The organism is Geobacter sp. OR-1 (genome assembly GCF_000813145.1).
GTDB lineage: Bacteria > Desulfobacterota > Desulfuromonadia > Geobacterales > DSM-12255 > Geoanaerobacter.
In genome coordinates this window covers 18,482-33,448 of the sequence record NZ_BAZF01000017.1, presented here as the reverse complement: position 1 = coordinate 33,448, position 14,967 = coordinate 18,482, and the positions used below count along the sequence as shown (strand labels likewise).

At 54.2% G+C, this 14,967-nt stretch carries 18 protein-coding genes; 10 read left to right on the top strand and 8 right to left on the bottom strand.

What is annotated here, in order from left to right; all coding sequences use genetic code 11:
* Positions 1–15: 15 nt before the first annotated feature.
* The 5 genes from OR1_RS15490 to OR1_RS15470 all read right to left on the bottom strand — a co-directional run bounded on the left by OR1_RS15490 (position 16) and on the right by OR1_RS15470 (position 2,492).
* Positions 16–363: a DUF190 domain-containing protein gene (locus tag OR1_RS15490; RefSeq protein WP_041972809.1), complete on the bottom strand. Its 348-nt coding sequence runs from the start codon at positions 361–363 to the stop codon at positions 16–18.
* A 12-nt stretch (positions 364–375) separates the two neighbouring features.
* Positions 376–753 (bottom strand): fluoride efflux transporter CrcB, encoded by a 378-nt coding sequence (gene crcB, locus OR1_RS15485; protein WP_041972808.1) that lies wholly within the window; start codon positions 751–753, stop codon positions 376–378.
* A gap of 35 nt (positions 754–788) precedes the next feature.
* Entirely contained in the window at positions 789–1,595 is an 807-nt protein-coding gene (gene thiM, locus OR1_RS15480; RefSeq protein WP_041972807.1) for a hydroxyethylthiazole kinase, read from the bottom strand.
* A 9-nt stretch (positions 1,596–1,604) separates the two neighbouring features.
* Entirely contained in the window at positions 1,605–2,015 is a 411-nt protein-coding gene (locus OR1_RS15475) for a bacteriohemerythrin (RefSeq protein ID WP_041972806.1), read from the bottom strand.
* 234 nt (positions 2,016–2,249) lie between these two features.
* The gene (locus OR1_RS15470) at positions 2,250–2,492 is read right to left on the bottom strand and encodes a hypothetical protein (RefSeq protein ID WP_041972805.1); all 243 of its coding nucleotides are present in this window, start codon (positions 2,490–2,492) and stop codon (positions 2,250–2,252) included.
* A gap of 336 nt (positions 2,493–2,828) precedes the next feature.
* On the opposite strand from OR1_RS15470, the gene OR1_RS22845 reads away from it, so the two are divergent.
* The 7 genes from OR1_RS22845 (at position 2,829) to OR1_RS15440 (ending at position 8,257) form a co-directional block, all read left to right on the top strand.
* The gene (locus tag OR1_RS22845) at positions 2,829–3,194 is read left to right on the top strand and encodes a hypothetical protein (protein WP_237754319.1); all 366 of its coding nucleotides are present in this window, start codon (positions 2,829–2,831) and stop codon (positions 3,192–3,194) included.
* Positions 3,195–3,231: 37 nt separating this feature from the next.
* A complete protein-coding gene (locus tag OR1_RS15465; RefSeq protein ID WP_237754318.1) occupies positions 3,232–4,059 on the top strand; it encodes a nitrogen regulation protein NR(II) in 828 nt (275 codons plus the stop codon).
* Positions 4,060–4,079: 20 nt separating this feature from the next.
* A complete protein-coding gene (locus OR1_RS15460; protein ID WP_041972804.1) occupies positions 4,080–5,426 on the top strand; it encodes a sigma-54 dependent transcriptional regulator in 1,347 nt (448 codons plus the stop codon).
* Positions 5,427–5,605: 179 nt separating this feature from the next.
* A complete protein-coding gene (locus OR1_RS15455) occupies positions 5,606–5,866 on the top strand; it encodes a hypothetical protein (protein WP_041972803.1) in 261 nt (86 codons plus the stop codon).
* Positions 5,867–5,889: 23 nt separating this feature from the next.
* Positions 5,890–6,405, top strand: a complete 516-nt coding sequence (locus OR1_RS15450) for a hypothetical protein (protein ID WP_041972802.1) — start codon at positions 5,890–5,892, stop codon at positions 6,403–6,405.
* Between the two features lie 52 nt (positions 6,406–6,457).
* Entirely contained in the window at positions 6,458–7,324 is an 867-nt protein-coding gene (locus OR1_RS15445; RefSeq protein ID WP_052440521.1) for a transporter, read from the top strand.
* A 27-nt stretch (positions 7,325–7,351) separates the two neighbouring features.
* On the top strand, positions 7,352–8,257 hold the full coding sequence (locus OR1_RS15440; protein WP_041972801.1) for a hypothetical protein: 906 nt from the start codon (positions 7,352–7,354) through the stop codon (positions 8,255–8,257).
* Between the two features lie 59 nt (positions 8,258–8,316).
* Here the strand turns inward: OR1_RS15440 and OR1_RS15435 are convergent, their stop codons facing one another.
* The gene (locus tag OR1_RS15435) at positions 8,317–9,852 is read right to left on the bottom strand and encodes a B12-binding domain-containing radical SAM protein (RefSeq protein WP_041972800.1); all 1,536 of its coding nucleotides are present in this window, start codon (positions 9,850–9,852) and stop codon (positions 8,317–8,319) included.
* A gap of 256 nt (positions 9,853–10,108) precedes the next feature.
* Between OR1_RS15435 and OR1_RS15430 the strand changes: the two genes are divergently transcribed.
* The 3 genes from OR1_RS15430 to OR1_RS15420 all read left to right on the top strand — a co-directional run bounded on the left by OR1_RS15430 (position 10,109) and on the right by OR1_RS15420 (position 12,461).
* A complete protein-coding gene (locus tag OR1_RS15430) occupies positions 10,109–10,768 on the top strand; it encodes a hypothetical protein (RefSeq protein ID WP_041972799.1) in 660 nt (219 codons plus the stop codon).
* A gap of 566 nt (positions 10,769–11,334) precedes the next feature.
* Positions 11,335–11,715: a PilZ domain-containing protein gene (locus tag OR1_RS15425; RefSeq protein WP_041972798.1), complete on the top strand. Its 381-nt coding sequence runs from the start codon at positions 11,335–11,337 to the stop codon at positions 11,713–11,715.
* A 68-nt stretch (positions 11,716–11,783) separates the two neighbouring features.
* Positions 11,784–12,461 (top strand): response regulator, encoded by a 678-nt coding sequence (locus OR1_RS15420; RefSeq protein ID WP_041972797.1) that lies wholly within the window; start codon positions 11,784–11,786, stop codon positions 12,459–12,461.
* Positions 12,462–12,519: 58 nt separating this feature from the next.
* Here the strand turns inward: OR1_RS15420 and OR1_RS15415 are convergent, their stop codons facing one another.
* Positions 12,520–14,142, bottom strand: a complete 1,623-nt coding sequence (locus tag OR1_RS15415) for an NADP-dependent glyceraldehyde-3-phosphate dehydrogenase (protein ID WP_041972796.1) — start codon at positions 14,140–14,142, stop codon at positions 12,520–12,522.
* Between the two features lie 93 nt (positions 14,143–14,235).
* Positions 14,236–14,688, bottom strand: a complete 453-nt coding sequence (locus OR1_RS15410; protein WP_305047296.1) for a chemotaxis protein CheD — start codon at positions 14,686–14,688, stop codon at positions 14,236–14,238.
* Positions 14,689–14,967: the final 279 nt, after the last annotated feature.

The following is a 14,967-nucleotide window of genomic DNA, read 5'->3' as shown; positions in this document are numbered from 1 at the left end:
CAAGGCAAGGGTGGCTTATTTTTTCTGGGGATCATGGGTGTAGCGGATAACAGTGGCCTTTTCCAGGGTAATCATACCGCCCCCCATCATCGCATCAATGCGCGGCATGATGGCGTCGATCTTCTCCTGGCTGTCGACGACCTCAACAATAATCGGGAGATCGGCAGAGAGGTCAAGGAGCTTTTGCGTATGAAAGACACTATGCGCCCCGAAGCCACAAAGCCCACGCAGTACCGTGGCCCCGGCAAATCCCTCCTGGCGTAGCAGCTCCACCAACGCTTCATAGAGCGGCTTGTGGTTGTGTCGATCGCTCTCTCCGATGAAAATACGCATCAGCAGATGCTCGCCAACCAGTTTTGTCATTTGCCTTCTCCTTTATGAAATCGAGCGGATGGTGATTATCCCGAGCCAGGTAAACGCAAGACAGACTGCCACACTGGCCAGCACATTGACAAAAGCCACCAGCAGCTGGCCCTCTTCCAGAAGCTTGAAGGTTTCATAGCTGAACGTGGAGAACGTGGTCAGGCCTCCCAGGAAACCAACGGTAAGCCCCAGGCGCAGGGTGTCGGGTATGGCGCTGCTGCGCATGCCGAGTTCCATGATCAGGCCGATGAAATACGCGCCGATAATATTGACGGCAAAGGTGCCGTAGGGGAAGGTCCGGCCCATCAGGCTGTAGACCCATCCGGAGAGATAATAGCGGGTGAGCCCGCCGCCGGCGCAGAAAAATGCTATGGTTACCGCTGTTTTCATCTGATATATGCTCCGGAAATCAATGCACCACCTGATCAGATTCCGTCCGGCAGCAGTGACAACTGATCCAGAAATGCAACGCTAAAGCTGCCGGGCCCCTGCGAAACCTTTGCAGCACGCTCCCCTGCTATGGCAAAGATGGCCGAAGCCGATGCGGCTGCCCGCAACGGAGACTCGGTGACCGAAAGCAGAGCTGCAATCAAGGCGCCGAGCGCGCAGCCGGTTCCTGTTACCCTGGTCATGATTACATCACCGCCGGGCACTCTTATCACCGACTTCCCGTCGGTTATGTAATCGATCTCTCCGCTTACCGCTATTACAGCACCGGTTTGCTCGGCCAGTTTTCGCGCAACAGGCAACGCATCCAGGGACGATGCGGTTGAATCAACCCCCTTCGCGCCGCCGACAGCTCCGGCAACCGACAGTATTTCAGAGGCATTGCCCCTGATGACTGCTGGGTTGTACCTGATCAACTCCCTCACAACACTGGTCCTGAACTCCAGTACGCCTGCCGCAACCGGGTCGAGCACCCAGGGGGTTCCTGTCTCAGCAGCAGTGGCGGCCGCCTTGAGCATCGCTGCGGCGTCATGGCCGGTAATAGTGCCGACATTGATCAGGAGTGCCCGGGCGATGCGCACAAATTCGGCGACCTCCTCGGTAGCAACAATCATCGCCGGGGAGCCACCCACCGCCAGCAGCACATTCGCCGTGAAATTCGTCACAACAATATTTGTGATGCAATGCGTCAGTGGGGAACTTTGACGCAACCTGGCCAAGTCGTTCTTAACGTCAGGGTGTGGCCAAGCTACAATAGTATCTGATTCCGGCTTCTGCACAGCCATCCTCCAATGTTACCGTTCATACCCCTTGGCAATAACGGCAGCAGCAAACTCTTTATCCACAAACAGAATATGATTTATCAGCCACTCTTCCAGAAAGTAAATCACTTCGACATTATATTGCTGCGCTGATGAGAGAAATCTGCCGAGCAGTTCATTGACCGTAACCCTGAATTTTTCATGTTCAGCAACATGTGCAGCAGACCCTGTGTATTCGTACCGCTGCATCAACTCCTCTTCGGCAGCAAAATGATATTCCGCATAGGCAAGGAGTTCGTGGAACAGGCACCTGGCGTCATTTATATCCCGGGACTCGGTAAAGGCCCGATATGCCATGTTCAGCAGCTCCAGCAGATGCCGGTGATGCTTGTCAATATGGTTGATCCCCAGGCTGAATCTCTGTTCCCACTCTACAATTCTCATGTTTCCCACTCCAGGCCTAAATCCCGATTCTAGCGTACAGAATTCGTGCCTATTGTCAATCATTGAGCAGAGGGTCGACAAACAGCTGTGGCACCCGGGTGACCTGTTCGGATATGGGGAATTGTTCAGGATAAGCGGAGAAAACAGGTAATGGTTATGTACTTTAAACAACAACTGGCCGCCCCTAAATGGAACGGCCAGTTGAGTTAACCGGATTTTGTATGACTTATTGCACTACTTTGCGACAGGAGCTGCAGCCGGCGCCTCTTCTTTTACAGCGGCTTTCTTGGCTTTCTTGGCTTTCTTGGCTTTCTTGGCCTTCTTGGCAGGCTTCTTCACTTCTTTCTTCGCCTCGGCGGCAGGAGCACCAACAGCCGGGTGACCAGCCGGCATGCCAGCAGGTTCAGCAGCGAAAGCTACGCCGGCAAAAGCAAGGGCAACAAGAGCAGCAACAACGGTGGAAAGAACTTTTTTCATGGGATATCTCCTTGGATGTAATGTTGAAACACACCCAGGTAACAGCATATAAAGTGCCAAGGCGGAAAACTTTTACAACCCATTGAAAATCTTGCAATAATCTTGACGGTGCCGAAATATTCGGGGAAATTACCGCTCGATATCCGTTACCCATACCCCATCTGGGGTAACGTACCGATCAATCCGGACCTCGTGGCAACAAATCTTCGGAATAGCCGGTTGCCTGGAATGGCCGAGCTAATATTCCCTGCGAATGCACATATGCATATTATGAAATTAATCGGGCAATATCCGGCGAAAATGATAATATAAGTCAGCAATAGGAATCGAGGGCCGATGCTGAAGATACTCTTACTCATCTGTGGGGCCGCACTGTCAGCGGCACTGCTCTGGTTTGCGGTCAGCAACTACCGGGCTGCCACCCCAATAGCGCAGGAGAACCTTCGCGGGATGGCCCTCTCAATCACCGCAGCTGTTGAGAATATTGCCGCGCACGATCAAACATTGCGCTCTCTCGACACCCTGCGCCCGAATGAGCTGGCGTTTCTTGCTGTCGTAGATCGCAACGGCTCGTACCGCTTCCATTCCAACCCGGACCTGATCGGCTTGCCGGCCAACGATCCCAGGTATGCGGACGTCCTGAGGAGAGAAGTGGTCGTCGAAGGACGAGTGACGCTGGGGACCGGGGTAAAAAGCCTATGAATTCCTCTCCCCGGTCCATCTCCCCGGCCAGACCCTGGTGCTGCTCCTGACCCTGCATACCTACCGGGCCGATGCCGTTATCCGCAAGGCAGAACTGAACATGACGATACTCCTGGCGCTGCTGCTCGCTGGGTGGGTTCTGTCGATCGTCATCTATCGCTTCGCCGTGCGTGAGGAAAAGCATCAACTAGAGATGGCGAGACAGGAGAGTCTGGCCAGACTTGGGGAGATGGGGGCCATGCTCGCCCATGAGATCAGAAATCCTCTGGGGGGAATCAAGGGATTTGCCCAGATCATCGAGAAGCGACCGACTGATGAGCGGAACCGCGGTTTTGCCCACCGGATTGTCACGGAAACCCTGCGATTGGAAAACCTTGTCACCAACCTCCTCGCCTACGCCGGCAGCGACCGGTTGCGGCCGGTCAAGTTCGGCCTCGAAGAACTGATCGCAGACACGGTTGCGCTTATCCGCAGCGAGGCCGATGAGCAGGGGGTGGCAATCACGGTCAACTCCTCTGCAGCGGTGCAACTCATTGGCGACCGGGACCGGTTCGGCCAGGTACTGCTCAATCTGGTGAAAAACGCGCTCCAGGCAATGCCTGCGGGTGGAACCCTCGGTATTGCATTTGCGACATCCGGCAAGAACGTCTCCATTGTCGTAAGCGATACCGGAGAGGGGATCGCCCCTGAGTCGAAGTCGAGGATCTTCGAGCCGTTCTTTACCACCAAGGCCAAGGGGACCGGCCTGGGGCTGGCGCTCTGCAGGAAAATCATTGAAGAGCACAACGGCACCATCGAAGTGAACAGCTCTGCCGGGCAAGGGACCAAGGTTCTCATAACCATGCCGCGTCACATGCAAACATGATTACATCAACGGGGATTCCGATGACTGGACGCATACTACTGATCGAGGACGATGAAACATTTCGGAGCTTTGTCCAGACGATCCTGGAGGATGAGGGGTACGAGGTCGTCCTTGCCTGCGATGGCCGTGAAGGGGCGCGAAGGCTTGCCAAAGAAAGCTTTGACCTGGTCATCTCCGACCTGAAGATGCCCGGCAAAGGCGGGCTCGAGCTGTTCCGGGAAACCCGCCAGGACCCGAGCCCGCCACAATTTATCTTTCTTACCGCATACGGCACCGTAGACGAAGCTGTGGCCGCCATGAAGGAAGGAGCGGTCGATTTCCTGACCAAGCCGCTCGTTGCCCCTGAAGCGCTCCTGACGCTGGTGACACGGGTCATCGAGAGCCAGTGGCGAACCCGGGAACTCCTCTCGCTTAAAGAATCGGAATCAGCAGGACTGCCACCCGAGGAACTGGTCTTTGCCGGGCAGGCCATGGCAAAAGTCCGGCAACTGGTGCTCGATGTGGCCGGGACCACCGCCAATGTGCTCATTTATGGCGAGAGCGGCACCGGTAAAGAGCTGATTGCCCGTATCATCCACCTTCTAAGCCAGCGGAGCAAGGCCGGCTTCGTTCCACTCAACTGTGCCGCCATTCCGGAAAATCTGCTGGAAAGCGAGCTGTTCGGCCATGAGAAGGGGGCGTTTACCGGGGCGATCCAGGCGCGTCAGGGTAAGTTTGAACTGGCACGAGGCGGAACAATCTTTCTGGACGAAATCGGAGAAATGCCCCTGGCGCTGCAAGCAAAGCTACTGCGGGTGCTCCAGGAGCGGGTCTTCGAACGGGTGGGCGGCAGCAAGGAGATCCGGGCTGAAGTTCGGGTCATTGCCGCCACTAACCGCAATCTCCAGGTTGAAGTAGCGGAGCGGCGCTTCCGCGAAGACCTTTACTACCGGCTCAACGTCTTCCCCCTGCATCTTCCCCCTTTACGGGAGCGGGTTGACGCAATCCCGCTGCTGGTGGACTATTTCCTCGACCGGTTCGGCCGCCAGATCGGCAAGAAGCTGAAGGGTGTGGAAGCCGAGGCTCTGACCGCACTGAAGGGTTACGCCTGGCCGGGAAATGTCCGCGAACTCCAGAATGCCATGGAGAGGGCGGTTATCCTGGCGCAGGGGATGGTCAGGTGCGCCAATCTGCCGGAAGCAATCCTTAACAGGAGCGTACCGGAGAGCAGGGACAGTCGCGAAGCATTGAAAGATGTGGAACGGGAGTTGATCGTCAAGGCGCTGGAGAGACAAAGGGGCAACCGACGCCTGGCTGCAGAGGAGTTAGGGATCTCCAAACGGGCTCTGCAGTATAAGTTGAAAGAGTATGGCCTGCTCGACGACTGAGTTGGAGGTGCAAAACCGTGCGCTACCGGTGCAGGATTTTGCACCTGTTTCCCGACAGGAGAAACCTTTCAGCGATAAAGTATGCCATTAAATCAGCAGGTTACTGGAAATATCCCCATTGGCATGGGGCGTGGAATATCACCCGTCAGAAACAACAATTCACCACGGAGGTATTCCAGATGAAACGAAACGCTACCATTGCCACAGTGGCAACCATCGCTATCCTCAGCGTCGCTGCGCAGGCATTCGCTCTTGGCAGTGGGACCGGCGGGGGCCGGATGAGCATGGCCGGCAGCCATCCGGCTTCTCCAGGCATGCAGCAAGGCACCATGAGCGGCACCGGCCCACGGAGCACGATGCCGACCGGTACCACCAGTGCTACTATGCAGCAGTTGCACATGACAGTTCCACAATCTTCCACTACCACAACCACCAAGTAACATTGCCCGGGGAATAGGTACCCATGAGTCGAGATCGTTTTTCCCACCATATCGTGCTGGCAGCCATCCTGAACTGCCTGTTGACCGGCACCGCGTTCGCAGGCTTCGGCTTCGGCGGCGACGATCTGGGTAAGAGCGGTCTCGACTTCAACAAAGGGTACGATGTCAATACCGTTACGACCGTCTCCGGCCGAGTGGCGTCATCCCCCCGGATCGACGACAAGGAGCAGGTGTTCGTCGATGTCAAGGCAGGTGGCGAGATCGTTACCCTCAGTCTCGGCCCCTCCTGGTTCTGGGAGAAACGGGAGACACCGCTGCACCCCAACGACGAGGTCGTTGCCAAAGGATCAAAGGCCCAGGGGAAGGACGGCAATACGTATCTTCTGGTACAGAGACTCACCAACCGGACAACCGGCGGTCAGTCGATGGTTAGGAGCGACCGCGGATGGGGCGGATGGTCGGGGCGAGGCGGTGGCGGCATGTCGGGCGGGCCGGGCGGCGGCATGATGCGGGGCGGTGGCGGCGGGATGAGGCACTGAGCCTTGTACGCTGGTTCCCCGCACCAGACGAATATCTTCAGAGGAGCAGACAGTGAAACAATTACCTGGACCGGTACAACCTTTCCTCCTTCTTGCGGCTGCGGCCGCCATCCTTCTCCCGGTATGCGCCCATGCCGAGGGAACCGCCTATTCAGTGGGTCTCGGCTTCGAGTTCGCATCGGGGAAATACGGTACCGGGATTACAACGGACTCCATCTACCTGCCGTTTACCGCGACTGTCAACCCGACCGACCGGCTCGACTTCTCCCTGGAACTCCCCATTGTCTACCAGAGCACCAGCGCGGTGGTAGCTGGGCAGTTCATGGGGATGCAAGGGCAGGCCACGGGTAGCAGGTCGATGATGGCCCCCATGAATGGCCAGCGGACGGGGAGCGGGGCGATGACGTCCGCATCGGCGGGAAACGTCGACAAATCCGAGGCCGGGCTTGGCGACATGAAGCTCAAGGCAGGGTATGTCCTGTACACCGAGGAACGGTTCGTGCCGGCCATCCGCCCAAATTTTTACGTCAAATTCCCCACGGCGGACAAGAACAAGTTTCTCGGCTCCGGGGCGTTTGACGAGGGTTTTGCCGTGGAGCTGACCAAATGGTTCGGCGCGTGGTTTGCCGACTGCGAGGCGGGGTACGCGTTCCAGGGGAAGTCATCGGTCCTGGCGGTCAAGGACTACCTGTATTACTACGCCGGCGGCGGCTATCAGCTCACCGACCGGTTGCGGCCGATGTTGTTCGCCAAAGGGAGCACCCCCACCGTCGAGGGGGGAGCACCACTCCTGGAGGCGCGGCTGCGAGTGAAGTACCAGTTGACTGAGCATATCGGCGTCGACGGCTATCTGGCCAAGGGGATAGCAAAGGCCAGCCCCGATTACGGCACCGGATTGGCAATATTTTACGATTTTTAACCAACATACGACAAAGGAGTTATACCGATGAAAAAGATTCTGGCAGCAGCAGGTTTGATGAGTGTGGCATTAGTAGCAGGCTGCGGCAGCAGTGGCAGCGGCAGCGCCAGCAGCAGCAGCGTAACCCCTGCCGGTACAACAACGGTCAGCGGCGCTGTTGCCGACGGCTACCTCCAGAATGCCCAGGTGTTTCTCGACAAAAATGGCAACTATCAGCTGGATGCCGGCGAGCCGTCCACCACTACTGATCAGACTGGCGCCTACACCCTTAATATTGCCCCTGAGGACCTGGGGAAATATCCGGTTGTGGCAGTGGCGATCAAGGGCCAGACCATCGACATGGACAATCCGGGGCAAACGCTCCAGAACTCCTATGTGCTCTGCATCCCTGCTACGGCAACCTCGGGCACAGTCAGCAACTTTATCAGCCCAATGTCGACCCTGCTTCGGGCAAAACTCGAGGCGAATCCGGGCATGACCTTGGCCGATGCCATGACGCAGCTGCGCAACCAGCTGGGCCTGCCCGGCGGGATGAACATGCTCGGCGACTATGTGGCCGGCGCCAAAGCTGGCCAGTATCGGGCGCAGTACCAGGCTATGCATCAGGCTGCGCAGCAGATGGCAAGCCTGATGGCGGATCAGGCGGCACTGGTTATGAATGGGACGAGCGTCAACGCGGGGCGTTTCCGGAGCATGATGGGGCTGATGAACCAGAACCTGCAACAGATTGCCGACAATAGCAACCAGGGTCTGGGAATGAACAGCACATTCATGAATTCCATGCGGGGCCAGATGCAGGGCATGCTCGGCGTAATCACGACATCTACCGGCGGGTTCGGTAATTATTCAGGCATGTTTCGCAACATGACGAGCCAAAGGTATTTCTGGAACTATACCGGCGGAAGAATGCACCCACGCGGCGGCATGATGTAGCGGCATAAAGGAAGAAGTCCGATACGGCAACGCGGGTGGGTGCGGAATAACCTTCATTTTTACGTGAAGTTCTCTTTTTCGTCCCACCCCTCGTTGTTTGGGAACATCCCGTTCTCTTTGATCTTTTCCGCGATCTTTCGGAAATGGAAACCATATATTGCATAGGTTATTGCCAAGGGGAAAAGCCGCGGCTTCGCAAACAGCGACCAGAAGAACAGTTTCCAGAAATGGAGCCGCTCTTTCCCGAACACTCCCAGAAGCAGGACCGACTTGTATAGCGCGCCGATATAGCCTGGCTGCAGGTGGAATTTCCCCAGATGCAACGGCCGGTACTCCCGCAGGAGCCGGATCACCCGCTGGTAGTAGTTTTTTGGGGAGTAAATGGCATCGAGGACGGATTGATAGCCGCCAATAAGTTCTTTGGCTCCCATCCTGGGGATAAAGTTGAGGGAGACATCCGTATTGTTGCCGGACGCGTTTCCGAGTAAGCGTCCCTCCTGGCTGAGACGCTGATGGAGCCTGGTACCGCGAAGTGCGGTCAGTAACCCGACCATTGCGGTGACAATGCCGCTTTCCTGGATAAAGCGGATCTGCCGGTCAAAGATCGTTGGCGGATCGCTGTCGAAGCCGACAATGAAGCCACCATGCACCTGCAGACCAGCCTGCTGGATACGCCTCACCGAGGCCAGCAGGTCACGATTCCGGTTCTGCACCTTGCCGCTCTCGGCGAGCCCTTCCTCCTGTGGGGTCTCGATGCCGATGAAGACCTCTTCGAAACCGGCCCTTGCCATCAATGCCAGGAGGCCGCTATCGTCGGCCAGATCTATCGACGCCTCGGTATAGAAATAGAATGGCCGGTTATGTGCCTCCATCCAATCGATCATGGCGGGCAAGATCCCGGTCTTCAACTTCAGCCGGTCACCGATGAAGTTGTCGTCAACAAAGAATACCGCCCCCCGCCACCCCCGGGCATTGAGAGCATCCAGCTCCGCTAGAAGCTGCTCCCGCGTTTTGCTGCGGGGCTTGCGCCCGAACAGGCCGGTGATATCGCAGAATTCGCAGTCAAAAGGGCAGCCGCGCGAGTACTGAATATTCATGGCCGCGTACTCTCTGATATCAATCAGGTCCCAAAGCGGGACCGGAGTATCTTCAAGATCCGCCCGTCGATTTTCGGAATAGACCGGTCGTGGCGTACCCATATCCAGATCATCCAAAAACTGCGGCAAGGTGCATTCAGCCTCGCCCAGCACCAGATGATCGACCTCGGGAAAGTCATCCCGGTATGAGGTAAAAAAGGGGCCGCCTGCTACTGTTTTCACCCCCAGCCTCCGACAGCGGTCCAGCACCTCCTGCACCGATTCCCGTTGCACAGTCATGGCGCTGATAAAGACATAATCGGCCCACGACAATTCATTGTCAGTCAATGGCCGAACATTCATGTCTATCAGTTTTTTCGTCCAGGTTGCCGGCAGCATTGCCGCAACAGTCAACAGGCCAAGGGGAGGGAAGCTGGCTTTCCTGCCGATGAATTTCATCGCATGCCGAAAGCTCCAGAAGGTGTCCGGATAGCACGGATACACGAGGAGAATCTTCATATGACTGCTCCCGCAAACTCGAAATATACCAGGGAGTGTGTCGTAAAATTATATCGCTATTTCTGTAAGTCAATCTTTCAGCAATGTAAAATTTAGGTAAAAATCGGCTGACCGGCACCAGTCTTTAACCCGATCTACCACAAGCTCGGACTTGCGCAATTGCATGCGCATACATTCAAAAAAATATATACAACAACTCGGCCGAATGAAGTATACTTGTTCTATAGAAATAAAAGTAGCCATGGAGGTAATTCTCATGAAAAAGGCAATTTTCTTTATATTGACAATGGCGGCGGCTTGTATTTTTACAGGAGCATTGCCAGCCTTCTCTGCCGAGCACGCCCACATGGAGGCAAAAAATCAGGCGGCCACCGTGACCAAACTCGCGGACCTGAAGGCAGGGTTGCGTGATCTCTGGATCGGGCATGTCTTCTGGGTTAGAAACGTGGTAGTCGCGACAAAATATGGCGACAACGAAGCAGCCAAAGTTGCTGAAGCGGCAGTGGTAGAAAATGCCAAAGCGATCGCCGGTTCTATTGAGCCGTTCTATGGCAAGGCTGCCTCGGACAAACTATTCGGCTTGCTGGCAGGACACTACGGAGCGGTAAAAGAGTATATGACCTCGGCCTATGCCAATGACAAGACCGGCAAGGATTCATCTCGGGATAAGCTGATCAGAAACGCCGACGAGATTGCGGTATTTCTGAGCGGTGCCAACCCTTATCTGCCGAAAGAGACACTATACGGATTATTGACGGCTCATGGCGGCCATCACATGAAAGAGATCGAAGCCTTGGCCTCTAAAAACTATGCCGAAGAGGCCCAAGTATGGAGTGACATGAAAGCGCACATGTACGTCATTGCCGATGCCTTGGCAGGCGGACTGGCCAAGCAGTTCCCTGAGAAAATCCGGTAACACAGCACGGATCGAGTCAGGCAGAGCCCCGCACATCATCGGATGACGGGGCTCTTTTCATCTGTGCCGCGGATCAGGCTCCGCGCTTTCTTTGCCAGAGGTACCAGTAGATGATCAGGTTGATAAACAGCGCCAGCACGCCGAACAGCACCTGTCTTCGGAGGGACAGACAAAACTTCTAATATTTTGCTGACTGATTTTCGCTGAACTTCTTTTGATCGGGATGGCGACAGACGAAATAAGTAATTAAGGACACTGAAAAATCACATAAGCGGGGATTGGCAAGTTTTGCCTCGCACCGATAGATTTTGTAATCATTTGTGCTGGTCCGGCATACAGCAATATCAGGGGGTTCCTGAACGTTCATTCATTTATAATACTTTACATGCATACAACCTACAATACTTTTTATGACACCCGGCCGGGTGTTATATACCTCCCAAAAATTTTAAAATCGCCCCACTTCCAGTCTCTCCAAATTTTCCATTCAAAATGTAATCTGACTCACAATTTTTAGGCGCGAGTATTGTATTAATGAAAAGCATACATCCCTAGCAGGAGATCACATGGCATACATACGCATTATCAAGCGCTACAAGAAACGATATGAGATCCGGTTCGGAATCTATTCTCCGCAACGTCTCGCCTTTACTGAGGACATCTCGGCCAATGGTCTTTTCATAAGGACTGCCAACATCACCCCAGTTGGTACGCGCATCTTGATCGATCTTATCTTGCCAAATAGCGATACGGTGTCAATCGAGGGGGTTGTTCGCTGGGCCAGAAATCCTCCCCAGACGACCACGATGGCCGATAAGTGTGGCATGGGAGTAGAAATCAAGCTTTTCATTGCCGGCGAGGCAAGCTACCGAAAACATATTGCCGAATTGAATTCCAGGGAATCAAAGTTGATGAGTAACCACGTCCGTTTCATTTCTGCGCCTTAGAGCCTGGTTACTCTGATAGCAACCGGCAGTTGCGGACAAACAAACAATAAAGAAAGTCACCAATAGACATGAAAATTCTGGTAGTCGACGATGAAGTGAAGCTTGTAAAACTGTTAAAAACCGGGTTAGTTGAGAATGGATACCGTGTCGATGTGGCCTATGACGGCAACGATGCGCTGGAACTCGCAACCACAACCGGATATGACATCATAATTCTCGATATCATGCTCCCGGGAATGGATGGCAGGGAGATATTGAGAATTCTGCGTGAGCAGAACATAATGACTCCGGTAATTTTCCTTTCGGCACTAGACCAGATAAATGACCGGATCAAGGGGCTGCAACTCGGCGCGGATGATTATCTTATCAAGCCGTTTGCTTTTGCCGAACTTCTGGCAAGGATAGAGGTTGTAATACATCGCTGCCAGAAAAAACCTTCTGAACCCCGGTATGTTTTTGGCGACCTGGAGCTTGACCCTGCAAACCTAACCGTCGCCAGACAGGGTATTAAAATTAATCTCACCCCTGTCGAATTCAAACTTCTCTCCTTATTGATGGAACAAAGATCTGAACCTATCTCAAGAATTCGTATAGCAGAGAGGATCTGGGATATAGACAGTTTGCATAGGACGAAGATTGTGGAAGTGAACATAAGCCATTTACGGAGAAAGATAGATGACCCCTTTGAAAAAAAGCTGATCCATAACGTGAAGGGGTTCGGGTATATTCTGAAAGATCAGGGATGAAACCATCTATTCGCACTGCATCCAATAATGCTGCGATTGGAGACAGCACTGCCAAACGTTACAGGATGAAATCAGTAGATAGAAAGTGAGAACGCCGTTCCCGTACTATGGCGCTGATTAATTCCTTGTTGCTCTCCTGGTCTTTGCATGCCACCAAGGTTCTGATGGAAAATGCGCGCAGGGCGTCGGAAACTGAAAGTGTGCCGACTGCGGAGTCTTTCCTGCCAGTGAACGGGAATGTGTCCGGTCCTCGCTGGCATTGACTGTTGATATTAACTCGACAGACCTGATTGACCAGCGGGTCGATCAATGCGGCCATGGACGCAGGATTTGCCCCGAACAGGCTGACCTGTTGCCCGTAGCATGAATTCACAATGTAGCTGATTGGCGTTTCAATATCCGAGAATGGCAGCACCGGCACGACCGGCCCGAACTGCTCCTCGTGATAGATTCTCATCTGCTCGTTGACCGGATAAGCTACTGCCGGATAGAAAAACGTGCCATTTACCGTACCGCCTCCTTCGTTGACCACCTGTGCGCCATGCCGTGCGGCATCGGCAAGCAATTCCGTGAGATAATCCGTCTTTCCCGGCTCAGGCAGAGGAGTTATAGCAACACCCGGTTTCCATGGCATGCCACATTCAAGAGCGGCAATCGCCTTGGAGAAGAGTTGCAGGAATCTGTCCGACACGGTTTCGTGGACGAAGATGATCTTCAATGCCGTGCAACGCTGGCCATTGAACGACAGGCTTCCGGAAATACATTCGGAAACTGCCAGATCGAGATCTGCATCGGGAAGAATGATGGCCGGGTTCTTTGCTTCGAGTCCCAGGGTTACCCGTAGTCGATGTGGTTTGGGATGAGCTTTTTGCAGGGAGTCTGCCGCCTTGCTGGTACCGATGAAAGCGAGGGTATCCACCTTGCCGGAACTCATCAGCGGCGGGATGATCGTGCGACCGGCGCCATAGAGCATGTTTACAACACCTGGCGGAAAGGCTTGTTGAAACGCCTTGATGAGCGGTTGAAACAGGAGTACGCCGTGGCGGGGCGGTTTGACTACAGCGGTATTCCCCATGATAAGCGCCGGGATCAGGGTGGTGAAGGTTTCATTAAGCGGGTAGTTGTAAGGCCCCATGCTGAGAACAACGCCCAGCGGCGCCCTGCGGATCTGTCCTATGATACCCTGTTCGACGACAAAGCGTGACGATACCCGATCAAGCTCTTTTAGGGCATCGATGGTATCCATGATATAGTCAACGGTTCGATCGAACTCTTTTCGAGAGTCGGTCAGGCTTTTGCCGATCTCCCACATCAGGAGCATTACCACCGCATCTCTCTGTTCTTTCATCAGCCAGGCAAATTCCTGTAGATGCGCAATCCGTTGCTGTACCGGCATGGTAGGCCAAAAGCCGCGTCCATGGTCATAGGCGTTAACCGAAGCATCCAGTGCGGCCAAGGCTTCGGTCTCGCCCATCAACGGAAAGCTTCCTATCAATTGACGCACTGCGCCTTCCCCAGTGACACAGCAGACAGGGGAATAAACCTGTTGCACCGGCCCGGCCCATTGACGGATTTCGCCATTAAGCAGGTAGTCGATCTGAGGTATCGGTGTCAGACGAAATTCGGGTGGAATTGCATCATATTCGGGGAAAATCGTTGCCAAAGATGCGGACAGAGACATGGTGTTCTCCTACTTATCCGAATGTGGTCATCCCCATACTCCGCTCATTATCCAGTGACTGTGCTGCCCAACACCTATTCAATCCCTCGCTTGTTAGAGCCAGAGTTCAGGGATCAAAAGGGTTTGCTCCTGCATCTCAATGGTTCTAAGCCAGCATTCATGATCCCTTGTTGCCAGGCTTTCTGATTTCTGTCGATCCAACTTACGCACATGAACTGCGAAATCACCATTGGAGAAGTGGACAACCCTGCCTTTATCACCACCAAGATCATATGAGAGCAGCGGAATCCCATCATTCGAGAGGAATTCACGAATAAACCTGCAATTCGCCTCGCCAACACAGGTAAAATTATCGGAACCCGGCGTTTTCTTGATAAAGGAGGCACCTCCAAATGCTTTGGCCTTGAGGTATTTCCTCTGGGCGCCTCTTTTGAGCATGTCGTTGATGAGGAGTTCCATGGCATGAATCCCGTAGCGTCCGGCTTCCGAGATGTGGATCGGTAGGTCGGAGGAATAGCGCCGGTTGCTAAGCATGAAGTGGTTCATTCCGATGATCCTGCCGACCGGGTCGAACAAACAGGCGGCAACGCACGATCCGAGGAGGGTAGAGATGGTTGTCGCCTCACCGGAAACAAAATATTCTCCGGGTTGTATTATTACCTTCTTAAATCTGCCTAACGTCTGAACCCGCATCATGTATCCGGATTAATGTTTTTGTGTGGCCTGGAAACAGTATACCCGATTTCAGTGATCCGTCTGCAATCACTCGCGCTTACATTTACCCGGTATAAGGTGTCTCCCCAGATCCACTGTCATATAGATCAT